Genomic DNA, 26446 nt, shown 5'->3' with positions numbered 1-26446 from the left:
CAATGAAAAATTAGCCATGCCTACCACCGTCCAGTCTCCTGCTGTCTCTTTGCGAGGCGCTGCTGCGCACCTCGCAGGCGAACTGCAAGCTGGGCGCGTTTACCGCCGGGAGGATCTCGCACGCCTGTCTACGGCGGTGGATCGGCATCTGCGCGAGCTGGTGGCTACCGGAAAGCTGAAGAAGTTGGCCCAAGGCCTGTACCACGTACCGAAGCAGTCCAACTTCGGTCCGTTGCCACCGGCCGATGAGCAGGTGGTGGGCGGCTTCCTGCGCGACAAGGATTTCCTGGTGTTCTCGCCTTCGGCTTACAACGCCGTGGGTCTGGGTACAACCCAGCTTTACAACCGAACGCTGGTCTACAACCACAAGCGCCACGGCGTCTTCAAGCTTGGCAATCGGCAGTTCGACTTCCGAATGAAGCCGCGCTTTCCCAGGAAACTGACGCCTGAGTTCCTTTACGTGGACCTGCTGAACAACCTGGACGAACTGGCAGAGGACCGCGATGCGGTCTTGCGCCAGGCGCGTAGCAAACTGCTTTCATTCGACTCCACCCGTCTGCAGCGCGCAGTCGACAGCTTTGGCAGCGTGGCCACGCGCAAGCGCCTGCGGGAGTGGGCGGGTGGCTGACTTCCTGCACGAACGAAGGGACTTCGATCAGTTGCTGGCAGTGGTTGCTGACGAGCGTGGCCTTGATCCCATGCTTGTCGAGAAGGACTACTGGATCATGCATTGCCTGTGGGGTCTCCAGGCGCAGGGTTTTCAGTTTGAGCTGAAGGGTGGAACGTCCTTGTCAAAGGGGTTCGGTGTCATCCATCGCTTTTCCGAAGACATCGACATCCGCATTGAACCGCCCGACGGCATGGACGTGAAAACGGGGCGCAACCAAGACAAGCCCGCGCATGTTGAATCGCGGCGTGCGTACTACGACGCACTCGCTGCGCGAATCAGTATTCCGGGCATCGACAGTGTGGAGCGTGATACCCAGTTTGACGACGACAAGATGCGCAGTGCCGGAATTCGCTTGATCTATGCGCCGCGTGTTCCCGCGCTCGCTGGCGTCAAAGACGGCATCCTGCTGGAGCTTGGATTCGATGACACCGCCCCGAATCGGGCGGTCACGATCTCGTCATGGGCGCTGGACGTTGCTAGGGAGCGCGGTGTGGCAGTGGGGGATAACCGCGCGGTGGCTGTACCGTGCTATGCCCCCACGCACACCTTCGTCGAGAAGCTGCAAACAATTTCCACCAAGTACCGCCGATTGGACGAAACCCAGGCTTTTCCCTCCAACTTCTTGCGGCACTACTACGACGTGTACTGCCTGCTGGGACTGGAGGAGGTTCGGGCGTTCATGAACACACATGCGTACCAAGAACGCAAGTCGCAGCGGTTCCGTACTGGCGACGAGCAGGTCATTGCGCGCAATCCGGCTTTTTTGCTGGCCGAAGCTGAGCGGCGTCTGCGCTTTGCGCAGGAATACCGCAGGACCGCCGCGCTGTACTACCAGGGGCAGCCGGACTTTGATGTTTTGCTGGACAGGATCCATCAGCACATTGAACTCATGTGATTGGGCGTCAATTTGACGCCCTTGGCGGATTTCGCGTTCTTTCACAAGAGTACGTCTATACTGTGTTAAAAAACAGTGCATTGTCGCAATGCGCCGAGAGAGTAAACAATGGGAAAAGACACCCGTATCGAGTGGACGCACCACACCTTCAATCCATGGTGGGGTTGCGTGCGCGTGTCCGATGCGTGTGACCATTGCTATGCCGAAACCTGGGCGAAGCGCCTCGGAGAGGACGTTTGGGGCGCTAAGTCGGAGCGGCGCTTCTTTGGCGATGCCCATTGGAAGGAGCCCCTGAAGTGGGACCGGGAGGCCAAGGAGAGCAAGACCCGACGGCGCGTGTTTTGTGCTTCCATGGCGGACGTGTTCGAGAACCGCAAGGATTTAGTTCCGCACCGGCTACGCCTTCTGGACCTCATCGCGGCAACGCCTCATCTTGATTGGCTGCTCCTGACCAAGCGAATCCACCTGGTACGCAAGCAACTGCCCAAGGGCTATGAACTGCCTTCCAATGTTTGGCTGGGTGCGACCGTCGAAAACCAGGATGCCGCAGGCAAACGGCTGAAGTATCTTCTGGAGTTCGATACGCCGGCAGTCCGGTTCCTGTCCTGTGAGCCGCTGCTTGGACCTCTGGATCTGCGCCAGTGGTTGAAGGTTGGGAAGAGCGGTACGCGCGTGGACTGGGTGATTGCTGGCGGCGAGTCCGGGCCAGGTTCGCGTCCCATGGATCCGCAATGGCCCGAAGATCTCCGCAAACAATGCAATGCGGCTGGCGTTGCCTTCCATTTCAAGCAATGGGGGCACTGGGCGCCTCTGGAGCAAGCCGCTGACGCAGTGACAGGTCGTACCCCGATTCACGTCGTCAGACGCGATGGGTCAGAGGTCAAGCTCGCCGCTGTCGGAAAAGGCAAGGCTGGCCGCTCCTTGGGCGGCCGCCATTGGGACCAGTTTCCGAGCACGGGAAACACGGTGTAACCTCGATCCACTCCTGCACCGCAGAAAGGCTTGCTTTTGGCACAGAGTCACTACGATTGGAGGAACGGACCGGCGGAGATCGATCCGCACAGTGTGACGAAGCATGAGGTGTTGGTTGGATACCTGATTCGGTATTTCGAACAGCGCACACTCAACGCGCGTGGACGAGAGCGGCTGCGCATCACGCTGGTGGACGGGTTTTGTGGGGGCGGCCTCTACACGCTCAAGGGTATGGGGACGGAAATCCTTGGCTCTCCGCTGCGGATGCTGGATGCGGTCCGGGAGGCCAGTGTCCGGGTCAACGCCGAGAGAACAAAGCCCATTGATCTGGATGTGCGGTACATCTTCATCGACAAGGATGCTCGGGCGTTATCGCACCTGAAACAGGTCTTGCATGACAGAGGATACGGTGCACAAATCGGCCAATCCATACACGTCATTCATGATGACTTTGTCTCGGCATCGCCAGCCGTGTTTCGGTTGATCGAGGCGCATACCCCCCGAGCACACACCGCGCTCTTCTTTCTTGATCAGTATGGGTACAGCGATGTGCCTGCACCGTTGATTCAAAAAATATTTGCTGAATCACCGAAGAGTGAGGTGGTCCTCACGTTTCATGTCTCCGCTTTTGCGACCTATACCAACGATGAGTTCACGGACAAGGTCTCTGGAAAGCTGGCCATCGACATCCGCTCGGCGCTGGGCGGTAGAACGATCGAGCAAATCAAGGAAGAGGACTCGGCGGATTGGCGACGCTTCATTCAAGCCGCTCTGTACCATGCCTTGGTGAAGGATTGCGGAGCCGAGTACTTCACGCCATTCTTCATTCGAGGGGAGGGTAGTGGCCAGGGCGAGTACTGGCTTGTCCATCTTTCCCGACATCCGCGTGCGCAAGATGTGATGAAGCAGGTGCACTGGGAACACCAGAACGATTCCATCCACTATGGCGGTGCAGGCCTTGACATGCTTGCGACCCACATGATGGGCTTCCGTCAGCAGTTCAAGGGCGGATTTGTATTCGACGATGTGGCACAGAGCCTGTCCGCCGGCGTGTTGCCACAGCACTTGGCGGAGAACATTTTTAGGCGAGGACAGCCTGTGCAGATTGGCGAGCTTTATGCCTCGACCTGCAATACGTCCCCAGGTACCTCTCTCATGTACAAGGACGCGTTGGAGCGGTTGTCTGGTGAGAGAGACATCGTCATTCGCTCCGAGGACGGGACGGTTCGGCGGCTTGCGCGATACATGCGGGATACGGATTGGATCGAACGAAACCAGCAAATTTCTCTGTTTAGTTCTCCGGCAGGGCCAGGCAAATGAGTTTTAGTCTCGCGCACGATGCTGATCCGTTGCCGCATCTTCCGGTGGAGCTTGGACGGAACGGTGAAGGTGTTGGCCGCTGGGTTCCAGAGATGAAGCACACCTTCCTCGCAAAGTACGTGGAGGGCACACGTCGCGCGAGGGAGAAATTCAAGCAGCGTGTGTACGTCGATCTGTTCTGTGGCCCTGGCCGTATTCAGGTCAAGGGCGAGACGATGACGCGCCCCGGGGGGGCTCAGGTCGCATGGCAGCATTCTTTGCGCGACGATATTGCTTTCACCTCTTGCCTCGTTGGTGATCTGGACGCCGCTCGGGCATCGGCCTGTGCAGAGCGATTGCGGGCCATGGGTGCGCCGGCCATTGCTTTCCCGGGTGCAGCTGAATCCACGGTGGATCAAGTACTTGGGACGATTCCAAAAGGAGCGCTCTGCCTCGCGTATCTGGATCCCTACAACCTCCAGTACCTTTCGTTCAAGGTGATCGAAAAGCTGGCGCGTCTGAAGTTTGTCGATTTCGCGGTTCATTTCAGCACCATGGATCTTCGACGCAACGTGCTGATGGAATACAACCCCGAGCGCGCGCGCTTCGATGATGCTGCGCCTGGCTGGCGGCAGCATGTCGATCCTCTCGCGTTTGTGCGCGGGGATGCCGACGAAGCATTTTTTGACTACTGGTGTGGGCTGGTGCGTGGCCTTGGATTTTCGATCAGCCGGCGCATGCCTTTGGTTCGCGACGAAGGAAATCGACCACTGTACCACTTGGTGTTCTTCAGTCGTCATGAACTGCCCAACAGGATCTGGGGCGATGTGGCTCAAGGTCCGAACCGTGAGTTCGACTTCTAGCTAAGGACGTTGCTCCCCAATATTTCCCTGTCGAGTGCGGCAGACATAAAAATGAAGATCGACATCATCAGCAGTGACGGCATCCACGCCTCGGAGAAGGAGGCGCTGGAGCGCATGCGGCAGGCATTCAATGCATCTGAGTTCAGTCTGAAGTGGCAAGGCTACGCCGGCTTCATGATGATGGACACGACCTACCGGGATCGCGAGATCGACCTGGTGCTGCTGACCCATGATCGCTTGCTGCTAATTGAGCTTAAGAAGTGGCGCGGCAAGATCGAGCCGATGCAAGACCACTGGCTGCGCGATGGCGATGACATGGGGCGCTCTCCAGTCAAAGTGCTTGCCGACAAGTGGAAAATTCTCTCGTCCAAGATCCGCAACCGCCTCGCCGAGCCGGCCAAGTCTGTATACATCGACTACCGAGTTGTGATGTGCGGAACAGCGGATTTCTCAGCGATTTCAGATGATGAAAAGGCCTTCGTCCTGACGCTCGACCAGTTCCTGAAGATCGCCAAGCAGGGCGGCTATCGGCAGGAGTTTGGCAACCCTTGCGCAGGGAAGCCCAACCAGCATGTACAGATCTTCACGCAGTTCTTCCGTGGCCGGGACTTCAAGCCCGCGGGCTTTTCGTTTGGCAACTTCCAGATCGTCGGTGAGGCGACCTTCCCGCACCCTCAGGGCCTGTACAAAGAGTACAAGTCGGTCAAGAAGGATGACCAGCGGCACGAGGCCTTGTTGCGACGCTGGGACTTTTCCGCGCTCACTGGCATCGCCGACACTCTCGACGAACGGGCGCGCATCGCGCTGCGCGAGCACAAGGTTCTCGGTTTCATCCACGAGCAGTGCGAGCAACTCGATGGCGTAGTGCTCCAACCGCTGTCCCACCCCACCCGTGACGATATCGACGCGGACTTCTGTGAGCTCTACCGGCTGCCCTCGCGCCAGTTGAGGCTCAACGAGTTCGTGCACCGCCACGGGCAGGACATGTCGTTCGCTGACCGCTTGGCCCTGGTCAAAGTGCTCCTTTCGCACTTCGCGGAACTGCACGACGCTGGGGTGGCACATCGCGACGTCAGCGACCACAGCCTGTGGCTGGAGCGGCCGTCGAAGGTGTCCATCTCCGGCTTTCTGACCGCCTACTTCCCCGAGGCGGGTACGGTCGGTCCGCTACGGGAGAGCTTGCGTGCGGGCAGGGCCGTGTTGCCGGAGGACTCCGAACTGGGTGAGGACGAGCCCAGCGACGCCTTCCAGGGCGACGTCTACCTGCTCGGCGCGGCCACGCACCACGTGCTGTTTCTGCGGCTGCCGCCTCAGATGGAAGGCTTGTTCCAATGGGAGCCTCCGGAAGGGGCAGACTGCGATCAAGGCTTGGCCGCCTGGTTCGCCAGGGCTCTGGATTGGGTCCCCTCGGCGCGGTTTGCGAATGCCCGAGCCATGCTGGACGCCTTGAACGCGCTGACGGTCGGTCGGCCGTCCAGGGCCGAGGTGGATCTACGCGCCTTCGAGGCTTACCGCAGTGAAGTCATGCCGATGGTGGCGTATCCGCTTGAGGAAAACATCAAGCAGGGTCACAGCCATCTCTACCGCTCGACCGTGGGCGGACGCCCAGTGTCGGTGAAGGTCTGGTACGGACGACGGCCCGACCCGAAGCGTCCCGAGGAGACCCATGCGCTGAAGATGTTCCTGGACAAGGCCCGCCTGGTAAAGACTCAGCCCTGTGCCTCGCTGGCGCCAGTGGTGGATTTTGGGATCTCGGACGCGGGCACCTTCCTGGTCCAGCATTGGGTGGAGGGGCAGAGTCTGCTGGACGCCGGCGCGGCCTGCCCGGCGGCGCGCGAGATCCTCGCGCTGTGTCACCAGTTGGTCAAGGCTACGGTGCATCTGCATGGGCTGGACCTGCAACACGGCGACCTGCACCCCGGAAATGTCCTGGTCGAAGGCGCCGACGTGCGCTTCATCGACGCCATCGACATGGTGCAGGGTGGCGTGGCCGGCCCCCACAACCCGGCCTATGCGCCCGCGGACCACGAGTCTGTGTCGCCGGAGCAGCGCGATTGCTACGCCGTGGCAAAGATGTGTGGGGAACTGCTGGAGCGTGTCTCGTCCTGGGACGGTACTGATGCAGGCCCCTTGCGTGGGGAGATTCAGCGCTGCCTAGACAGAGAACTGCGCGTGCATGCGCTCGACCGCATCGATGACGCTCTCGCGCGGCTGCTTCATCCGCCATTGCTCGACACCGGGCCGCGGCTGGTCGTTCAGATGCGCCAGCTCACCTCGCGCACGCCCCTGGCGGGCGACAACGATGAGTTCCACGTCGGGGTGGCGATCGAACGGGTGCGCAATGGCCGGCAACAGCCTCAGGTGGAGGTGTCGCTGTCCGGGGTGCGTCGGCGCCTGCTGCTCCTGCTCAAGCCTACGACACTCGACTTTGCGTCGCTGCGCGTGCACGACATGCCGCACAGTCAGTTCGTGCGCATGGCCACCCAGGCGGCCGCGACGCTGAAAGCAGAAATCGTGTTCGAACCCGCGCCGGCCGACGATGCCAGCGACCTGCTGGCGGCTCTGGAGGCGATAGGGGAGGTCCGCCAGGCCATCGACGCTGTCCGCGCCCAAATCCTCGGCCTCGACGCGCCCGAGGAGGAGGTCGACGTCGGCGAAGAAGGTCCGGCTGGCGTGCCACGCGCCGCTCCGCGGACCGAGGCGTTGTGGCAAGCCATCCTCGATGCCGAGGAAGCCACGCTGCCTGAAGTCGAGATTGCCGCGCCGGTGGCGCGCGAGATGGGGCGCCGCGACAAGCTGCGCATTCCGTATCGCAAGGAGGGCGAGGCGCTCGACTACGAGTCCGACGCAAAGGTCGAGGCCCTGCAGGAAATCAATGGCGAACTGGTGAAGGTCGGCGACATCGACATGCGCGAGACCACTCAGGCCATCCTGGTGATCGACAACCCGCGCATCCGTATACAGACTGGCGTGGGCGATCGGATCAAGCTGCGCAGCCAGCAGGATCTGTCTTCGTTTCGCCGCCGACATCTCGCCGTCACCCGCATTCTGGGGCGTGAATCGGTGCTACCCGACCTGGTCGACTACTTCGATCCGGTGCAATGCCCGCTGCCGCAAGCCCTGCAGGCCCTGCCCACCGATGCAGAGCTGGATGCCTACGACCGTCACAACGAGTCGGGGCAGTTGGTGTTTTCCCTCAATCGGCAACAGCGGGACGCCTTTGCCAAGCTGTGGTCCCAGGGGCCACTGAGCCTACTGCAAGGGCCGCCAGGCACGGGCAAGACGTCCTTCATCGCCTCGTTTATCCACTACGCGATGTCCCATGGCGCACAGAGTATCCTGCTGGCAAGCCAATCGCACGAGGCGGTGAACAACGCTGCCGAGAAGGTCATTGAGTTGTGCCAGCGTACAGATCTGCCACTGGACGTGGTGCGCTTCGGCGCAGAGGGCATGGTGTCCGAGCAGCTGCGGCCGCATCATTCAGCGTCCATCCTGCAGGCTTACCGCGATTTGTTCCGATCCGAGATGCGCCAGCGCGTCGTGGCGCTGAGTCGCAACCTGGGCCTTCCCAATGCCTTCGTGGAGACATGGTTTGACGTCGATTTCCACCTCGGACGCCTGTTGAGGGACATCGAGCGGCTGGCGCGCAAGCTCTCGGAAGCCAATGCGACGGGGGATGACCTCGCGTCTGTGGCCGCGCGCGTTGGGCAACGCACCGAACGTCTGCGCACGCTGGCGCGGGAGAAATTCGGCGTGCTCGATGTGGCCGAGCCAGCCGAGACGATTGCCCAGCTACGACGTGCCGCGATGGAGGCCCACGGAGTGACCTCAGTCGACGCGGTGTCCAAGCTCGATCAGGTCATGGCGATGGCTCAGGAATGGGTGGACCGGCTGGGGACGCTGCGCGGCAATTTCGAGGAATTTCTCGCCAAGACGCGGTCCCTGGTGTGCGGTACCTGCGTGGGACTGGGGCGTTCCCAGTTCGGAGTGGCCCGCAATCGATATGACTGGGTGATTGTCGACGAGGCGGCCCGGGCGACGCCAGGCGAGCTGGCCGTCGCGATACAGTCGGGGCGTCGCGTCTTGCTGGTCGGCGACCACCGCCAGTTGCCGCCGCTCTACACCGAGCCTCTTGTGCGCCGGATCGCCGCGGACCTGCAATGGCCGGATCGCTCGGTGCTCACTCGCAGCGACTTCGAGCGCGCCTTCGAGTCAGACTACGGTCGCCAGGTCGGCGCGACCCTGCAGACTCAGTACCGCATGGCGCCCCCGATCGGCGAGTTGGTGTCTGCCTGCTTCTACCCAGTGCCGCTGCAGCCCGGCCGCGGTGAGCCTCCGCCGTGGTTCGATCAGTTACCCGAGCGCATCCGCGCGGTCGTGACCTGGATCGATACGTCGGACGCCGGGCGCGAATCCCACGACAGGTCCAAGACCCCGGGCTTCGACAACCTATATGAGGCGCGCGAGATCCTGGATCTGCTGCGCTCGATCTGCACCAGTGGGCTCTTCGTTCAATCCTTGATGGACCACAGCACCGAGGAGGAGAAGCCCATCGGGGTCATTTGTATGTACGCCGCACAGGAGCGCCTGTTGCAGCGCATGCTCAGCGAACAGGACTGGGCCACGGGCTATCGACGATTGATCAAGATCGACACCGTCGACAGCTACCAAGGTAAGGAAAACCGGATCATCATCGTGTCCACAACGCGCAACAACGGCCGCTTCGAGCAGGGGTTCCTGAGCAGCAACGAGCGGGTGAACGTGGCGATCTCGCGCGCCATGGATCGACTGGTAATCGTCGGAGCGGCTCGCATGTGGCGCGAGCGCCACCAGCGTTCGCCCATGGGGCGGGTACTCGCGCACATTGAAGCGCACCGGGACGACAAGGCGTTCGCGATGGTCCAGGCATCGGCCTTGGAAGGGAGGCCAGCATGATCACCCTCGAGGAGCAACAACTGCGCGAACACCTTGCGGTCGATGAGATCACGTTCGCCATTCCCGCGCAGAGCTTCGCGATCTCGTGCGCCATCAGTGCTGAAGAAGCGCTGCCCGTGGTGACGGAGTTCGCCCTGCGCATCGCGTACGTCTGCGGCACGCTCAGCCCTGCGCAGATCCAGGATTTCTTCGGTTTCTCGAAGAAGGAAACCGATGCCGTTCTCAAGTCCTTGCTCGACGAGCGTCTGCTGCAATGGAACGACGAGCACCTTGAGCTCACCACTTACGCTCTGGCGCGCTTCCAGGACAGCTCGGACAATCTGCCGCGCTTCTTCAAGATCCAGGACTGGAGCGCCGAAGTCGTGTTCGACCTGATCAGCTTCAGCCCGGCGGGACGTCCAAGCCGCCTGAAGCGGGTGCGCTCTCAGATCGAATTGGCGACACGCAACCTGGACAAGCAGTCGCGCACGCGGCAATACGCAGAGCAGTCCTTCCAGCAGAATTTCCGCCAGATCTGCAGCAAGGAGAAGGCCGAGATCTACAAGATCAGCGCCATTGATGCTGGCGAGCGCTTCAGTATTCCCTTGCCATGCAAGTTTCACCTTGACCTAAGCGGGCAGACGAGCATCCGTCGTGACATCGACGACGAGAGCTTCGGCAGCAGGTTGGAAATCTCCGAGGCGATCACCGACGCGCTGGCCAGCCAAGAGCGTGGTGACAACGAACGCTTGCGGGACTTCATCCAGACGTTTGATGACACGCTGCTGCAGCGCTACGTGATTGGGGAGGCGTTCGATCTGCGTCGCTATGCCGAGGAGGTGCATCTGACCCGGTCCGTGCGTCCTGACGACGACCGCGTCACGCCGATGCTGGGCGCGCTGTACCTCCCACGCAATGCAGCCTTGCTGCTGGAGCGCATCCAGGCCGCAATGGTGCAGTCGGGCACACAGGTTGAGCCTGAGCCACCTTCTACCGAAGGGGCTGAAACCGACATTCAAGAGCCTGCGGAGACGACGCATCCCGCGCAGTGGGAGGCCCTGTGGTGGGCGCCGCAGTCACCGCTGTGGGCACGCACGCGCAGTGCGCGCGACCTGGCGCAGAAGATCGACCGGCTGCTGGTCCCCCAAGGTGGCGAACGCCCCTCGGCCGGACTGCAGGTCGTGGTACCGACCGCACGCCGCCCGCCACGAGAGCGCCTGGCCGTCTACCAGGACCAGTTCAGCCGCCTGCTGGCGGCGGATGTGATGTTGATGGATGGGAGCGTGGAGCTGTTGATCGTGCCAGACGCGCTGGTGTGTGCCATGTTCCATTTCAATCTGGCCCACAACGCGACGGCCGTGCCGATTGGCTTCATGTCGTCTGCCCCTGAGCACATTGCATCCGCGGGGACGTTCGTTTCAGCGCGAATGCGAGGCCGCTCGGACGGCATCACTGCGGCGCGCGAGGAGGGCGGTGCGGCGCTGATCGAAGGTCTGGCGCAACTGGTGGCACGTCTGACACCGCCACGCGAAGTGGACGGCGGTGGGCCCACAAGAGGTGGCCGCGCTCGACTGACGCTGAAGAAGTAGCGAGAGAACACCGGTTCACCATGACCTTCAATCTGGAGTATGTAGAAGAAGCGACGCAGAAGCGCCTTGCGCTCAGCGCGGGGGCACTCGTGCCTCTCGGCTTCGATGAGCTGATTGAACCGTCCCGGGGCGGTTCACAGCGGTTGCAGCAAGGTGAAAGCTAGGCCACCGCCTTTATGTCTCGCTGGCGGCATAGTCCCAGACGATTTCCTCGCCTTCGGGCGCTTCCGGCATGCAGGAAAGTCTTGCGGCGCTCATGGCGCTCGAAAAGCTGATGTTGATCCGACATGCGGAGCGGCCTTCCGTCGACAGCGAGAATGGTGTGGCCGAGGCGGGTAGCGCCTATCTCCAGCAGCCGCTGGAGATGGCGGTGGCGCAGCTCACCGAGGAGCGTGCCGCTCTGCTGCTGTGCTCGCTACTCGATCACCACGTAAAACGGATCACTTTTCCCCAGCAGCGTGTCGTCGGCTTTGCGGATGAGGAAGGCCTCGACCATATGGACACCCCGATAGGACAGCGGCTCCCAGCGAACACCTGGCTCATCGGAGCGGTAGTAGTCCCCACGCAGCGCGTTGGCACGCCGCGCAACTTCATCCGTGTTGGTCACACGCCATTCAACCTTGTAGGTCTCCGGGAAAGGGAGCCCGAGATTATTGCTGGCGTTGAAACGGACCCAGTATCCGGGCTGCGTGGGCGCGAGCGAGGCAAGCGAGCGGACATTCTGCCCATAGCGGGATGTCCACAGTTGCGCACCAACATTCACGGTCAGCCGCGAGCCTGCGGCTGATCGCCATCGCGGACGGCGCATGTGCGGCAGACGATCGAAGCCGCTGGGGAGAGCCGCACGGCCGATCTTCTTCACCAATGCCACCAGATCAGTGACGCCAGCCGACACCGGGCTGCCCCGTACGACGGACAGCGCAGCTTCACTGACCTTGCCCGCCTTCTCAACAGCCTCCCGAACGGCAAAGTCCTCACCGAAGACACGCTGCCACTTCCCGATGCTTTCCTCTTTGTCCGTCTCGTCGTACGCGTCATCGATCCACCCGCGGTACAGATTGATCTTCGAGCGGAAGTTCGAATACTTGGTGTCGTCCCAGGCGGTGCTTTGGATCTCCTCGAACAGCACGGGATTGCGCACCGTTGGCTTGCTCGGGTTGGCCTGCAGCCAGTCATCGAGCCGATCGATCAGCGACTTGAGCGTCGTGGGAACATCCACGAACCCTGCAGCTCCTTTGTCGGTCGCGTACACATGCTTGCCAAGCAAGGTCGTCAAGAGGAACGAGGGACAGGTGAAGTTGGTTTTGATGTCTCTGAGGTACTTCAGCAACCGGGTGGCCTTGCGGAAGTTGTTGTTCCCGCAGATGCTGTTGCGCTCGATCAGCCAGTCCGTGTAGTCGAGCGGGTTGGACTTTTCGAAGAGATTGGTATCACGATTGCAAACCTCCCAGACACCCGTTTGAAGGCGCTCCTTCACGCAAGGTGCCACGTCGATCTTGCGCTCGCCGGCGTACTCGATGGTGATGCAATGCGAGTAGCGCCTGATCTTGTCCTTGTACAGACCGAGCTTCCCCATCTCCACATACAACTCGTTGATGTAGTCCTTCGCTTCCCAGCCCGCGACCGGCTTCACGTAAACCAGCAGGTCTGCATCGAACGGATCTCCAGGCAGGGGCCTGATGATGGTCTTGTGAGCCCAGGACCCTTGCGCGGCGAAGCCGACGATGGAAGGCGTCCAGTCCAGCCCGCGCACCGCCGTCTTGATGGCATCGATGCTGCTTTCGAGCTGATCGAAGCGAGTGCTGTTGAGGTTAACGGTGTCGTTCAGGAAGGCGTTGAAGTCTTGGATTAGTTTCATTCGTCTATCCGCCTTCAGCGCACGTTGGCAGCCGCGCGCAGTTCACTCACCAACTGGTCGGCACCAGCGTTCATTTGCTCTTCCATACGCCTGCGCAAGAGGTTGTAGACCCAATCGAAGATCAATGGGCTCGAGGCGCGGTGGTTGAAGATGGCGTCTTGCAGCTCGCGCGAACGCATGCTGATCTCCTGTGCCGTGGCGCCGCTGCGTGCGCGATCAAGGAGCTTCTTGACCTCATCGTTCAGGCGGTCCAGCAACTCAATGGTCGCGGCCTGCCGGTTGCATTCCCTGAGCGCCCAGATCATCACCGGCGTCATCGGAGCCAGCGTGGAGAGGACGAAGGTTGTCATGGTGTGATCGATGGCAAGTGATACGATCCCAGCCCCCGCGATCAGCGCCACGCAGCCTGTCAACAGAACGCGTCTGTAGCGCTTGCGCAAAGCGCTGTCGTACCAGAGGTTGGTGCGCTGGCACACCAGCCTTGCCAAATGGAGCGGCAGTTCCTTGACGGCGAGCGGATACCAGTTGATCAGCCGTTGCTCGTCCTTGTCACTGAGCTTCTTGCATGCGTCGGCAAAGACATCTTCAGGGTCAATGCGATTGCCGACGAGGAAGGTGTTCCAGTCCATCTGCAACACCGTACAGTCGAAATCCTCCTGCAGCTTCGCTGCGTTTTTGAGCTGCGCACGGTGCCAGCGATCGAGAAGCAGAACCTCCAGGAAACTGAACATCAGGGCGGCGAACGCAATGAACGGCTTCGACGGGAGGAGCAGCGCTGACACGATCAGGCCGACGATCGGGAACACGAGCGAGATGATCAGGCCCACCGCCTGGACATTCTTGGCCCGCCGGTAGATCAGCGTCCTGGCACGCAGCAAGTTGAGCATGCGCGTCTCTACCTGCTTCTTATCGATTTCATTCATGCTGTTCTCTGCTCCTTGCATCATTGCTGTCGTTTTGAGATCTCGGTCGTCGCTGTCTCAAGCCCAACGCTTCCTGCGTTGCTGCGGATGCTCGCCGCCGCCGGCCCACACGCCTGTGGTCAGCCAGTCTTCGAAGTGCCACAGCCACTCCGAAGTCCAGGCGATGTAGGTGTCGACCAGCTTCATCTGCGGCAGCCACTCACGCTGCTTCGGCCACCAGAGACACAGCTTGGTGCCGGGACCGTTGTTGGGGTAGACATGAGGCAGCGCAGCCTCGTCGGCCAGGGTCGTCAGGGCAGGACTCAGCACGAACATTTCCGGTGGGCGCGAATCGGGTGTCAGGCGCAGTTCGCACTCGTAGACGCGACCGAAGTTGCTCGGCGCCAGACGGAATCGATAGCGCAAGGCTCGGCCCGACAGAAACACCAGCCGGGCGCCATCGATAGGCAGGGCGCGCAATTCCATGGCTCGCTGGGCCAAGGTCGGTACGGGCGGAGCCGGGTAAGGTGTCATCAGCGGCCGAAATACGTATGGGGTCGCGCTGCGACACTGACCGGCGCGGCTGCCGCCGACGAGATCAGCGTCACCCGGCCCGCAACGCGGCTGGTCTGGCGCCGCTGGGTCTGGTCCTGCTGGATGGCGCCCGCGCAGCGAGGTCCGAATGCGCCCTCCAGCGCCTTGAGCAGAACATCCATACCCTCGTGATTCTCGATGGCATGCAGGATGCGTTTCAGATCCCCGATCAGGCGGCGGTGCCACGAGAGGAATGCCTCCTGTCGTGCCGGAGAATTCATGCCGCCGGCCAGGTTGTCCCGGGGGGCGGAAGGGTTGGGCAAGACCCATTCCTCGGAACCGTCGGAGCGGGAAATCCGCTCGAAGTGCAGCGGCATCCGCTCCACGATATCGAGCAACAACTCCAGGGGACTCTCGTGCGGCTGCGGCGCCTCTACCGCGTAGGCCATCGCGGCCAGCGTCGTCAGGAAGACAGACGAAGGCGCCATGTCCTGGCTCCCCTGCGCAACGCCGAAGGCCACATTGCGGTGCAGCTTCAACAGTTGCACCAGTCGGCACAGTAGCCGGTCGAAGACTTCCTGCGCATCAGGCAGCGGCGTCACTTCCGCGCGCGTCACCGAATCCATCGCCTCCGCAAAGCGCACTGCGCCAGTGAAATTCGGCGAGATCGCGGCGGCGAGATCGAAATGCTTCGCGTACCCGCGCGGGTTCGTCGAGTCGAAAAGCCGTAGCTCGCGGTCAGGAATGAGGCCGTGCGTGTCGCCGAAAGGCGCGGCCAACAACGGAGAGTCAATGAGCGGTGCGATGTCAGCGCACATCCCTTCAGCGTACTCCAGCGTTGCACAACGCTCCCAGCGGCGCAGCCGGAGGCCATGCGCATCGGCGTAGCGGGACAAGGCGCGATGCAGGCGGTCAAGCAGCACGGCTGGTCCGTGCTCGCCGTCGTACTTGTGAAGCGCCCCGGACACCAGGCGTGCGATCAGATCGATGTCAAAACCCTCCCGCGAGCCATCGCGGGGCCGCACGTTGGTGCCCAACTGCCGGGAACCGTGGGCGTGGATCTGGATGAGATCGCCCTGGAACTCCGGGCAGGCCGAGAGGAACTCGCCGGTGCTGTTGTAGGAGCGCTCCAGGGCCATCAACTGGGTGGCGGTAGGCTCATTGGCCCGGGCGATGACATCCACCAAGTGGAAGAAACGCGCCGACGACCGCATGGAGATGCGAGGGCGCTGGGGGAGAGTCGCAGGTTCACGGATCACGGGGTCTCCTTGAAGTCTTGTCGATGGCTTTCTGCCGCACCTGGACTCGCCCCGGCTCAGCGCTTGTGCTTGGTGGGGTCCACCAGCTTGTAGCCTTGGCCCGGCCGCGGCGTCGGCGGCAGCGGCTTGCCCTTCAAGCCGGTCACTTCATTGCCAGTGCCCGGGTTCTGGTACTGGCCGGACTTCGGTGCCGGCGTACCGGGCTTCAACGTCTTGCTCATGGTCGTCCCCTTTCAGGATCGGTTGGTTGATTGCGACATCCCGACTTCCCTGTTCCCAGCTGGCTGTGTTACCAAATCGGGGTTGCGCAGAAAGTTCGGAACCATCACAATAAAAATTGTGGACTCCCGAACTTCCGGAGTCAAGTACTTTTTTTATCGGAACTCCGAACAAGCATGCCAACACTGGGCGAGAAGGTCCGCACATTGCGGAAGAAAGCAGGCTTGACGCTGGAACAGTTCGCCGAGCAGATCGGTGCGTCCAAGTCATCCGTATGGGAACTGGAGAACAAGGAAAAGGCCCGCCCGTCCGCCGACCGGATCAATGAGGTGGCGAAGGTCCTGGGCGTGACGCCCGAGTTCCTGATGAATGACGACGTCGCCGAGCCCTCGATCGACGTGGCCGACGAAGCCTTCTTCCGCAAGTACCAGTCGCTGGACAGCGGGGTGAAGCAGCAGTTACAGGAGATCCTCAGCGTCCTTGACAAGAAGGCCGGCCCTTGAAAGAGGGGCTTTCCCCATCGGGCGAGGCAATCAAGCTGGCGAAGCTGTGGCGCGCCGTCCATGGACTAACGTTTCCGATCAACGCCGGAGTACTGGCGCAGGAATGGTCCAGGAACGTGGCGCCCGAGGCGCCCATTGGGGAGTTGCAAGCCCGAGAGTTGAAAGGCTTCGAGGGCGGGTTGTTCTGGCTGAAGGAGCGAAAAGTCTGGGCGCTGTTGTACCACCCGCACCCTGACTTGCCAGGGCGGTCCAACTTCACCGTTGCGCACGAGTTTGGACACTACGTCCTGCATCGCAAGCTGCAGGAGGCGTTCCAATGCTCCCAGAGCGCGACACTGGGGATCACCGGGGCCAGGATCGAGCGCGAGGCAGACCAGTTCGCGTCGTACCTGCTCATGCCTATCGACGACTACACCCAGCAGGTGCGTGGGCGCCGGATCACTCTTGACCTCCTGGGCGAATGCGCCGACCGTTACGGAGTCTCTCTCACGGCCGCAATGCTCAAATGGTTGGAGTTCACCGATCAGCCAGCCGTCGCCGTCATGGGACGGGAAGGGATGCTGCACTGGTGGAAGGCCAGTGGCAGCGCGAAGAAATACACGTTTGGAACGTTGCAGGAGGGCATGGAATTGCCTTCGGGCTCGCTCGCTGTGAGCCCAGACCAAGCGCTTTCAACTGCGGGCTATCGCTTGGGCGTAGAGCACCCCGAAGGCGTCTGGCCCATCAGGCTGCCTGTGCGCGAGATGGTTGTGCTCTCAGACCGGTACGATATGTCCATCTCGCTGTTGCTGCTCGACGCACCAGGGGTGGAGCACCCGGACGAGCCGGATGAAGACATGACGACCAACCTGCCTTCGTTCTGACTCTTCGACGCCAGCGGATCAGGCAAAAAGCTCGGGCTGTTCGTGCTTCAAGGCCTCAATGCGGCTCATCAGGCCGATCTTCTCATCGGCCTTGCGTCTGGCGTGTTCGGACATGCAGTTCGTCAGCTCATCAAGCTGTTCGACAGCGCCGATGGTTCGGAACGTCTTTTCCTTGTTGACGAAGACGACCGACTTCTTCTTTCGCGCTAGTAGCTCAATGACGTTGCTCAACGTGCCGGTGCTCTTCGCATCCCAGACCATCAGCCCAACATCAGCAGCGGCCGCCATCGCGAGATCCTTGGCAGTGAAGAATGCCCTGGTTCCTGGCGCATGCTTTGTCGTGACGACATGCACCGGCCATGCTCCCACGTTGTTGCGGGGTGTCTTGCCACTGCAGTAGACGGTGGTGTTCTGGTGTCCGAGGTCCAGCAACTGCTGTTGGATGGAGGTGTCCGCCCCATCGGCATCGCCCACGACCACCTCGAACCCCGACGCGACGATGTTGGCGATGCGATCCTTCACCTTGGCATCGAGGTGCTTGATGTTCATCGAACCTGCAATGAAAACGGTGGTCATGGCTATCTCCAAGTCAGCGCGGCAACGTACACGCTCCTCACTTTAGGGTATTTTCGGAGGGCCGCGCAGGCGGCCTCCATCGAGGCCCCGGTATGGAACAAGTCATCGACAACAAGCACATTCCAGGGACCGGTCCCCTGGATGGAGTCGTGAACAGTGAAACTGTCGCCGATTGCTTCGATTTTCTCTTCTTTCGTCTGCAGATCTTTGAGGGACTTGCCGCTGCTCGCTTTGCGCAGCAGGTCGGGAAAGACCGGGATCCCTGACAACGCGCCCAAGGCTTGCGCAACTTCCGTCACCGGCTGCCGGGCGCGTGCCGTGGACGCAGGCATAGGAACAATGAACCCGATCTCTGTGAGCTTCGGGACCACATGGTCCAGCAATGCCCTTGCTAAGTGCTGGGCTTGCCCCCAATCCTGCCGGTACTTCAACTGGTAGGTTGCCTCGCCCACATCGGTGCGAACCGACTCGAATCGCGCATGGCCGTACTCATCGTCGCCCAGGTAAGTGCTGCGAAGCATGTGCTTGTTCAACGCCCAACCAGCATTCCATGGACCCTGCAGCTGCCGCAGAACTACATCCATACCGTCTCCTGTTGCGTTTCGTCACATTGTGCGCGAAGTATTGAGTCGGGTATGAGAGGGGATCGCCGGCGTAGTCGAACGTGCTCGGAGTTCGCGACAAGGACTTCGCCATTCAAATCTGAGTTCTGCGTGAAGCGTGTGGCGTTCGGCTTGAACAAGGCGGATGCGGACAACCGGGCATGACCAAGTTGCGGCTGGCCGGAGCCTACCGCGTGGCTTCGCGAAAGTAAGGTACCGCGCACCTCGGCGAACCGTGTCCAAGTACGCTGCCACACGCTGGTCTATGCCTCAGTTTTCGGGCCGTTTTCTTGGGGTAATTTTGGGGTAATTCCATCGCCAAACCACGCCAATCCAGGCCCATCGTGCGCTCCAGCGCGGAACAGCGTAATTGCACTAAGTGACTGTCGTGGAAGGGGAAATCGCTCCACAAGCGCTCCGGCCCATTTTCCTGTCTACACAATGGGTGTGTGGGCAGCCAAGCCAGCGGGCTCGGGGGCGGAATCGGGTTTTTCCTTGGACATCAGTCACTCAGCAGGCAAAAGCCTTCCTTCATTGGTCTTCACGGGGTCGCGCGCTCTGGGGCCCGTTCATGGGGACTGGGGCAGGGGACTGCCGGCCCAGAATCGGTCGGATGGCGCCGGATGGCTCCGGGCATCGGCGAGGCCGGGGGGCTCAGGCGGGTGCCTGGATTGTAGGAGGCCCCAGGCCAGTCGGCGGCGGCGGCGCCCAATCGACCGGCATGAATGGGGCAGACAGGGGCGGCCCTTCATCATCCCTTAGGATGGGGGCTCTTCACGGAGGTGTGCGCGTGCCGGCAGTCAAAACTTGCAGGATCGACAGTAACGCCTTGTTGCAGGGGCAGCGGGCCGTGGCGCAAGGCCCTCAGCGGGGTGTCCGATGAGGTCCGCCCCGCCCGCCCGCCCCGTCCGCACCGGCTTGTGGTGGCAAGACCTGCCTTTGTGGCGCCTGCAGGCCTGGCGATCGCTGCTGGGGGTGCTGGTGGTGTCGCTGGCCCTGGTCTGGGCCGCAGATCAGCTTCTGTTGGCTCGGCGCAGTGCGGCTGAGCGTGAGCGCATGGCCCAGGTGCTGGAGCAACTGGACAACACCTTTCAATCGCTGACCCTGCGCAGCGAGTCGGTCGGGGCCCTGGTGATGCTGGGCCTGAATGAACCCCTGATCAAGCAACTGGTGCGGGGGGCGCGTGGCGTGCGCGCCGAGGAGGCCCATGCCCGGCTGCAAGTGCCGCGCGAGCGGTTTGCGCTGGACAGCATCTACCTGCTGGACGCCGAAGGGCGTGTGGTGGTCCACGACACCGAGGGGCGTTCGTCAGTGGGCCGGGATCTGCAGCACCAGCCCTATGTGCAGCAGGCACTCAAGGGGGTGGTCAATGCCTATGCGGCGGTGGGGCGCAGCACGCCTGAGCGCTGGCTTTATCTGTCGGCTCCGATCTATGACACGGGCGATGCCAACAGCCCTGTGATCGGCACTGTGCTGTTTCGCATGCCGTTCCAGAAAGCAGACGATGCCCTGGCCTTCAGCGGGCAAGACGCCGTGCTTCTGACCCCTGATGGGGTCGCCTTTGCGGCCACCCGGCCCGAATGGGTGTTTGCGCTGGCCGGCAGCGTGACCCAGCAGCGGGTGCAAACCTTGCCGGGGCGTGAACAGTTCGGGCGGCAGTTTGCCAACGGGGTGGCCTCGCGATTGCCCTTTGATGTTCAGCGTGATGGCGCCGATTTCGAGGGCAAGGCGCATCTGCTGGCCCACCGGGCCCTGGATTGGAACGACCCGGGCGGTTCCTGGCAATTGTTGATGCTCCAGTCGGTGGATGCCCTGGTCAGCCCGGCCGAGCGCGCGGTGCAGGCCCTGGGCCTGTGGCTGGTGCTGATGGCCGGTGGTGTGGCTGGCCTGATGGTTTGGCAGCAGCGCGCACGCACCCGGGCCACCCGGGCCCGCTTCCACATCCTGGGCACGGCGCTGGAGGTCAGCCCGGTGTCGGTGATCGTCACCGACTTGTCCGGGCAGATCATGTGGGCGAACCCGCAATTCCAGCGCAACACCGGCTATTCGCTGGCCGAGGTGGTGGGCAAGAAGCCCTCCCTGCTGTCGAGTGGCATGACCTCGGTGGCCACCTACCATGACATGTGGGCCAGCCTGTTGGCGGGCAAGCCCTGGAGCGGCCAGTTCGTCAACCAGCGCCGTGATGGCTCGATCTACCACGACCAGGCTTCGCTGTCGCCGGTGGTGGATGACGATGGCCGCTGCATCGGCTTTGTCGGTCTGCACGAGGACATCACTGAGCGCATGCGCGAGCGCGAGGAGCTGGCGCGGCGCGAACGGCGCCTCAATGCCTTGCTGGATCAGCAAAAGGCCATCTTCGACAACGCCCCGCCCATCGTGCTGGCCAGCAGTGGCAAGCTGGCCGAGTTCAACCCGGCTTTTGTGGCCATGATGAAATCTTCGGCCGAGGCGCTGCGCGGCAGTGCTGTCCACACCGTGTTCGGTGGCCGCGAGCTGTACCAGGCCTTTCTGACCAAGGTCCGCGAGTCGCTGGTCAAGAATGAGCCGGTGCGCATCGACTGGAGCCTGCGCCGCGGCGATGAATCATTTGACGTGCGCATTTCGGGGCGCCGCGTGCAGATGGAGGGGCATGAGGCCGCCTCGCTCTGGGTGATCGAGGATCTGACGGATGCCCAGCGCGCCGAGAAGGCCCTGCACGAGGCCCATGACCGGCTGGAGATAGCGCAGGATGCCGGCCGGATCGGCATTTTCGACATCCACCTGCAGGAGACACAGGCCTTCTGGAGCCGGCAGTTGCTGGACATCTACGGCCTGGAAGACTCACCGGGCTATGTCAGCCGGGATCGCTGGGCCACCCTGTTGCACCCGGACGATGCGGCTCAGGCGGTGGCGCAGTTTCAGGCGGCGCTGGCTGGCGAGGCGGTGCAATACCGCAACTCCTGGCGCATCCGGCGCCCCGATGGCGAGGACCGCTGGGTGCTGAACGCCGGTCGCATCATGCGCAACGATAAGGGTGTGCCCGAGCGGGTGGTGGGCGTGATCGTCGACATCCATGACCAGAAGCTGTTGGAGGCCCAGGTGGCCGAGCAACTGGTGTTTCAGGAGGTGCTGGTGGACACCATTCCGGTGCCGCTGTTTTACAAGGGGCCGGACGGTCGTTATCTGGGGTTCAACCGGGCTTACGAACAAGCCTTTGGTGTGAGCCGCGAGGACCTGATCGGCAAGACGGTGCTGGACTTGGGCTACCTGCCGCCAGCCCACCGCGATCTGTTCAATGGCATGGCACAGCGCGTGCTGCAGGGGGCCGCGGGCGAGCAGGCGTCGCTGCGCTTGCAGTATGCCGACGGGGCCTGGCACGATGTGTTGTTCTGGGTGCGTGGGTTTCAACGCGCCGACGGAACACCCGGCGGCTTGATCGGTACCTTTGTCGACATCACCGATCAAAAGCGCGCCCAGCAGGAACTGGAGCGGGCCAAGGAGCTGGCCGAAGAGGCCACCGAGCTCAAGAGCCACTTCCTGGCCAACATGAGCCATGAGATCCGCACCCCCATGAACGCCATCATCGGCATGGCGCACCTGGCCTTGCGATCGGGGCTCACGGCCCAGCAGCGTGCCTATGTCGACAAGATCCAGCAAGCCGGGCAGCACCTGCTGGGCGTGATCAACGACATCCTGGACGTGTCCAAGATCGAAGCCGGGCGCCTGGGTCTGGAGAGCACGCCTTTCCAGTTGGACAAGGTGCTGGAGAACGTGGCGGATGTGGTGGCCCACAAGGCCACCGAAAAGGGGCTGGAGCTGATCTGCGACGTGGCCCCCGATGTGCCGGACAGCCTGATTGGCGACCCGCTGCGCCTGGGCCAGATCCTGATCAACTACCTCAACAACGCCATCAAGTTCACCGAGCAGGGAGAGATCGAGATCGTGGTGCGTCGGGTGCCTGCGGCGCCAGGCGTGGCAGACCCGTCGTTGTCGCTGCGTTTTGAAGTGCGCGACACCGGCATCGGCTTGAGCGAGGGTCAGATCGGGCGCCTGTTCCAGAGCTTTCAGCAGGCGGATGCCTCGACCACCCGCCGTTATGGCGGCACCGGCCTGGGGTTGTCGATCTGCAAGAGCCTGGCCCAGCTGATGGGGGGCGAGGTGGGGGTGCACAGCCAGCCCGGCCAGGGTTCGGTGTTCTGGTTCACGGCCCGGCTGCAGGTCGGACCGGGCACGCCCCGCACCCTGCTGCCCGACCCGGATCTGCGCGGCCGTCGGGCGTTGGTGGTGGACGACAACCAGCATGCGGCAGCGGTGCTGGCCGACCTGCTCAAGGGCATGAGTTTCGAGGTGTCGGTGGCCCACTCCGGGGCCGAAGCGCTGGCCTCGCTCAGCGAGGCCGCCCGGCAGAACCGGCCGGTGGAGGTGCTGGTGCTCGATTGGCAGATGCCCGGCATGGACGGCCTGGAGGTGGCTCGCCGCCTGCCCGAGCTGAAGCTCCCGCTGCTGCCCTGGTCGGTGATGGTGACGGGCTTCGGGCGCGACGAGCTGCTGGAAAGCGCCCGCACCCTGGGGGTGGGCGAGGTGCTGGTCAAGCCAGTCAATGCGTCCCAGATGTTTGATGCCTTGATGCGGCTGATGGGGCAGCCCCATGCCCAGCCCGAGCCCGAACTGGCCCCAGGCAGCTCGCCTTTCGAGGCGCTGAGCCCGCTGCGCGGCGCGCGCCTGCTGGTGGTGGAGGACAACGAACTCAATCAGCAGGTGGCAGCCGAGTTGCTCAGCGACGCCGGCTTTGTGGTTGAACTGGCAGGCAACGGGCAGGAAGCGCTGGCCAAGCTGCGCCAGCAGCCGGTGGATCTGGTGCTGATGGACATGCAGATGCCGGTCATGGATGGGCTGGAGGCCACGCGCGCGATCCGAGCCCAGCCCGGGCTGCGACACCTGCCTGTGATTGCCATGACCGCCAATGCCATGGCGGCCGACCGTGAGCATTGCCTGGCGGCCGGCATGAATGACCACCTGGGCAAGCCCGTCAACCCCGACGATCTGTGGCGTGTGCTGGCCCGCTGGCTCAAGCCGACAGGGCGCCAGCAGGGGCCCGTGCCGGTGCGTGAGGGCGAAGCCTTTCCGGTCAACCTGCCGACCGAGATTGCGGGCCTGGACGTCAGCCTGGGTCTGAAACGGGTGATGGGCAAGCGCAGCCTGTACCGCTCCATGCTGGCTCGCTTTGTGGCCGGGCAACAGGCCACGCTGAGTGAGCTGCCACAGGCCCTGGCCGCACAGGATTGGCCCTTGGCCGAGCGACTGGCGCACAACCTCAAGGGGCTGGCCGGCAACCTGGGTGCCACTGCCCTGCAACAACAGGCCGCCGAGCTGGAGGCGGCGATGGGGCGACGCGAGAAGCCCGAGCCACTCAAGCGCCTCAGCGAAGTGGCCTTGCTGACACTGGCCGCCTTGTTGGCCGACCTGCAGGCCTGGCTGACGGCCCAGGCCGGCGCCTCGCCTGTCGAGCCCCAGGCTGCGGCGCCACAGGCGCTGGACGGGGTGGTTCTGGGCTTGCTGCAGCACCTGCGTGCGTTGTTTGTCGACAACGACTCAGCGGCACTGGAGGTGGTGAAAGAAAATACCGCTATGCTGCGGAATACCTTGGGGGATGCGTTTCATGCCGTCGAGCAGAAAGCGCTTGCGTTTGAGTTTGAGCGGGCAGTCGAAGCCTTGGACTCCATTCTCCCGGTCACGACCCAGTCCGCCTGATGGAGCAGACGCGGGCCTTTTTACAGGGTGAATCTGATGGCCGCCGTTCCCGTGTCTGCTGATGTGTCCTTGCTGGTCGACAAGCCGATCGCCACCGTGCTGGTGGTGGATGATCTGGCCGACAACCTCAGCCTGATGAGCTCGCTGCTCAAGGACCATTACCGGGTGAAGGTGGCCAACCAGGGTGAAAAGGGCCTGCGCATCGCAGCCCAGTCGCCGACCCCCGACCTGATCCTGCTCGACATCATGATGCCCGGCATGGATGGCTACGAGGTGTGTCGCCGCCTCAAGGCCGACCCCGCCACCCGTGACATTCCGGTGATCTTCCTGACTGCGCGCGCCGATGTGGCCGACGAGGCCCAGGGCCTGGCGTTGGGGGCGGTGGACTACATCACCAAGCCGATCAGCCCACCGATTCTGCTGGCCCGGGTGCAGACGCATCTGGCGCTCAAGGCCACCGCTGATTTTCTGCGCAGCAAGAGCGACTACCTGCAGCAAGAGGTGGCCCTGCGCACCCTGGAGGTGCAGGCCATCCAGGATGTGACCATCATGGTGATGGCGGCCCTGGCCGAAACCCGCGACAGCGAGACGGGCAACCACATCCGGCGTACGCAGTTGTATGTGAAGGCCCTGGCCGAGCGCTTGCGCGAGCACCCGCGCTTTGAGGCGGTGCTCAGCGAGCGCAACATCGAATTGCTCTACAAATCGGCGCCTTTGCACGACATCGGCAAGGTGGGGATTCCGGATTCGATCCTGCTCAAGCCTGGCAAGCTCACGGTGGAGGAGTTCGAGGTCATGAAGCGCCACCCCGAGATCGGGCGCGACGCCATCGAAGAAGCAGAACGGCGCCTGGGCATCAAGGTGAAGTTTTTGACCTTTGCCAAAGAGATTGCCTACGGCCACCAGGAGAAATGGGACGGCTCGGGCTACCCAAAGGGCTTGGCAGGGGATGCGATTCCGGTGTCGGCCCGCCTGATGGCGGTGGCCGACGTCTATGACGCGCTGATCAGCAAGCGGGTCTACAAACCCGCGTTCTCACATGAGCAGGCCTGCCAGATCGTCGTGCAGGGACGTGGCCAGCACTTCGATCCGGACATCGTCGACGCATTCATTGAGATTGCCGACGATTTCCGCGTCATTGCCTTGCGCTACGCCGACTGAGCGGCATCGCCGGTCACCGGGCCCTAGGAGCCTGTTCAAGGTCTCGCACGGGCCGAGGCTGACTTTGAGCAGGCTCTTAGAACGGGGCGTCGCCCTGTGCGGTGGCGGGGGCGGCACCGTCGGCCGGGGTGTCGGCAGTGTCGGCTTCGCTGCTGTCGGCCGCGCCGCTGTCCTGGCCCAGGGCCTGACGCACGGCGGCCTTTTCACCGGCACCGGCAAACTTGCTGTATTTGCCCAGGATCGTGACCAGCTGACCGTAGATGCGCGGGTTGCCGGCCAGGCATTCTTTTTGTTCCAGAAAGTCGGCTTCACCGGTGAAATTGCCGATCAGGCCACCGGCTTCGGTCACCAGCAGCGAGCCGGCAGCGATGTCCCAGGGCGACAGACCGGTTTCGAAGAAGCCGTCGCAGAAACCAGCGGCCACGTAGGCCAGGTCCAGGGCGGCGGCGCCGGGGCGGCGCAGGCCGGCGGTGCGGGGCATGATGTCGGCCATCATGGCCAGGTAGGCCTTGAAGTTGTCGCCAGGGCGGAAGGGGAAGCCGGTGGAGATCAGCGACTCGCCCAGGCGGGTGCGCTTGCTGACCCGGATGCGGCGTTCATTGAGGTAAGCGCCACGGCCCTTGGTGGCAGTGAACAGGTCGTTGCGGCTGGGGTCGTAGATGACGGCTTGTTCGATCTTGCCGCGCACGGCCAGCGCAATGCTGACGCAGTACACCGGAAAACCGTGGATGAAATTGGTGGTGCCGTCGAGCGGATCGATGATCCAGACGAACTCAGAGTCTTTGGCGCCGTGCGCCTGACCCGATTCTTCGGCCAGGATGCCGTGGCCCGGGTAGGCCGTGAGAAGGGTCTCGATGATGATGTTTTCGGCCGCCTGATCGACTTCCGTCACAAAGTCATTCACCTGCTTTTGCGAGATGCGCACGGATTCGACATCGAGTGCCGCGCGGTTGATGATGGCGCCAGCGGCGCGTGCGGCCTTGATGGCCACGTTGAGCATGGGGTGCAGGTTGGATGACATGAATTGTGAGGAAGAG

20 protein-coding genes are annotated in these 26446 nt (G+C 62.5%); 12 read left to right on the top strand and 8 right to left on the bottom strand.

The genetic code is table 11. The annotated features are described in order from the left end of the window. Positions 1–16 precede the first annotated feature (16 nt). The 8 genes from AC07VS_RS21045 to AC07VS_RS21010 all read left to right on the top strand — a co-directional run bounded on the left by AC07VS_RS21045 (position 17) and on the right by AC07VS_RS21010 (position 11366). A complete protein-coding gene (locus tag AC07VS_RS21045; protein WP_494751866.1) occupies positions 17–628 on the top strand; it encodes a hypothetical protein in 612 nt (203 codons plus the stop codon). Next, positions 621–1565 (top strand): nucleotidyl transferase AbiEii/AbiGii toxin family protein, encoded by a 945-nt coding sequence (locus tag AC07VS_RS21040; protein WP_494751865.1) that lies wholly within the window; start codon positions 621–623, stop codon positions 1563–1565. The genes AC07VS_RS21045 and AC07VS_RS21040 overlap by 8 nt, the downstream gene beginning before the upstream one ends. Before the next feature lie 108 nt (positions 1566–1673). Further along, entirely contained in the window at positions 1674–2537 is an 864-nt protein-coding gene (locus AC07VS_RS21035) for a DUF5131 family protein (RefSeq protein WP_494751864.1), read from the top strand. A 36-nt stretch (positions 2538–2573) separates the two neighbouring features. Continuing rightward, a complete protein-coding gene (locus AC07VS_RS21030) occupies positions 2574–3857 on the top strand; it encodes a three-Cys-motif partner protein TcmP (RefSeq protein ID WP_494751923.1) in 1284 nt (427 codons plus the stop codon). Beyond that, on the top strand, positions 3854–4699 hold the full coding sequence (locus AC07VS_RS21025) for a three-Cys-motif partner protein TcmP (RefSeq protein ID WP_494751863.1): 846 nt from the start codon (positions 3854–3856) through the stop codon (positions 4697–4699). The genes AC07VS_RS21030 and AC07VS_RS21025 overlap by 4 nt, the downstream gene beginning before the upstream one ends. A 51-nt stretch (positions 4700–4750) precedes the next feature. Beyond that, positions 4751–9634, top strand: coding sequence for an AAA domain-containing protein (locus AC07VS_RS21020; RefSeq protein ID WP_494751862.1), 4884 nt, complete (start codon positions 4751–4753; stop codon positions 9632–9634). After that, entirely contained in the window at positions 9631–11202 is a 1572-nt protein-coding gene (locus tag AC07VS_RS21015) for a hypothetical protein (RefSeq protein WP_494751861.1), read from the top strand. Before AC07VS_RS21020 ends, AC07VS_RS21015 begins: the two co-directional genes overlap by 4 nt. Positions 11203–11222: 20 nt before the next feature. Further along, positions 11223–11366 (top strand): hypothetical protein, encoded by a 144-nt coding sequence (locus AC07VS_RS21010; protein ID WP_494751860.1) that lies wholly within the window; start codon positions 11223–11225, stop codon positions 11364–11366. 251 nt (positions 11367–11617) lie between these two features. On the opposite strand, the gene AC07VS_RS21005 is transcribed toward AC07VS_RS21010, so the two are convergent. From AC07VS_RS21005 to AC07VS_RS20985, 5 genes are read right to left on the bottom strand one after another with little or no spacing between them, the layout of a single operon-like run. Then, complete coding sequence (locus AC07VS_RS21005; protein ID WP_494751859.1) at positions 11618–13060, bottom strand: SMODS domain-containing nucleotidyltransferase; 1443 nt, start codon at positions 13058–13060, stop codon at positions 11618–11620. 14 nt (positions 13061–13074) lie between these two features. After that, positions 13075–13983 carry an S-4TM family putative pore-forming effector gene (locus AC07VS_RS21000; protein ID WP_494751858.1) on the bottom strand — a complete coding sequence of 303 codons (909 nt, stop codon included), beginning with the start codon at positions 13981–13983 and terminating at the stop codon, positions 13075–13077. 57 nt (positions 13984–14040) lie between these two features. After that, positions 14041–14448: a type II CBASS E2 protein gene (locus AC07VS_RS20995; RefSeq protein WP_494751857.1), complete on the bottom strand. Its 408-nt coding sequence runs from the start codon at positions 14446–14448 to the stop codon at positions 14041–14043. Between the two features lie 47 nt (positions 14449–14495). Next, the gene (locus AC07VS_RS20990) at positions 14496–15755 is read right to left on the bottom strand and encodes a nucleotidyltransferase domain-containing protein (protein WP_494751856.1); all 1260 of its coding nucleotides are present in this window, start codon (positions 15753–15755) and stop codon (positions 14496–14498) included. 56 nt (positions 15756–15811) lie between these two features. Continuing rightward, positions 15812–15976 (bottom strand): hypothetical protein, encoded by a 165-nt coding sequence (locus AC07VS_RS20985; protein ID WP_494751855.1) that lies wholly within the window; start codon positions 15974–15976, stop codon positions 15812–15814. Between the two features lie 174 nt (positions 15977–16150). Between AC07VS_RS20985 and AC07VS_RS20980 the strand changes: the two genes are divergently transcribed. Both AC07VS_RS20980 and AC07VS_RS20975 read left to right on the top strand, forming a co-directional pair. Continuing rightward, positions 16151–16477 (top strand): helix-turn-helix domain-containing protein, encoded by a 327-nt coding sequence (locus tag AC07VS_RS20980; RefSeq protein WP_494751854.1) that lies wholly within the window; start codon positions 16151–16153, stop codon positions 16475–16477. Continuing rightward, on the top strand, positions 16474–17340 hold the full coding sequence (locus tag AC07VS_RS20975; protein ID WP_494751853.1) for an ImmA/IrrE family metallo-endopeptidase: 867 nt from the start codon (positions 16474–16476) through the stop codon (positions 17338–17340). The genes AC07VS_RS20980 and AC07VS_RS20975 overlap by 4 nt, the downstream gene beginning before the upstream one ends. Before the next feature lie 18 nt (positions 17341–17358). Here the strand turns inward: AC07VS_RS20975 and AC07VS_RS20970 are convergent, their stop codons facing one another. Together AC07VS_RS20970 and AC07VS_RS20965 are read right to left on the bottom strand one after the other, a co-directional pair. Next, positions 17359–17916, bottom strand: coding sequence for a hypothetical protein (locus AC07VS_RS20970; RefSeq protein ID WP_494751852.1), 558 nt, complete (start codon positions 17914–17916; stop codon positions 17359–17361). 2 nt (positions 17917–17918) lie between these two features. Continuing rightward, positions 17919–18500, bottom strand: a complete 582-nt coding sequence (locus AC07VS_RS20965; RefSeq protein ID WP_494751851.1) for a ComF family protein — start codon at positions 18498–18500, stop codon at positions 17919–17921. 897 nt (positions 18501–19397) lie between these two features. Between AC07VS_RS20965 and AC07VS_RS20960 the strand changes: the two genes are divergently transcribed. After that, positions 19398–24248 carry a PAS domain S-box protein gene (locus AC07VS_RS20960; protein WP_494751850.1) on the top strand — a complete coding sequence of 1617 codons (4851 nt, stop codon included), beginning with the start codon at positions 19398–19400 and terminating at the stop codon, positions 24246–24248. Between the two features lie 36 nt (positions 24249–24284). Beyond that, positions 24285–25409: a response regulator gene (locus AC07VS_RS20955; protein WP_492348064.1), complete on the top strand. Its 1125-nt coding sequence runs from the start codon at positions 24285–24287 to the stop codon at positions 25407–25409. 76 nt (positions 25410–25485) lie between these two features. Here the strand turns inward: AC07VS_RS20955 and AC07VS_RS20950 are convergent, their stop codons facing one another. Beyond that, positions 25486–26430, bottom strand: a complete 945-nt coding sequence (locus AC07VS_RS20950; RefSeq protein WP_492348065.1) for an inositol monophosphatase family protein — start codon at positions 26428–26430, stop codon at positions 25486–25488. Positions 26431–26446: the final 16 nt, after the last annotated feature.

This window comes from Curvibacter sp. GW821-FHT01G03, assembly GCF_059422285.1.
Note: the sequence above shows the minus strand (reverse complement) of the source record. Positions and strands in the feature narration are given on the sequence as shown.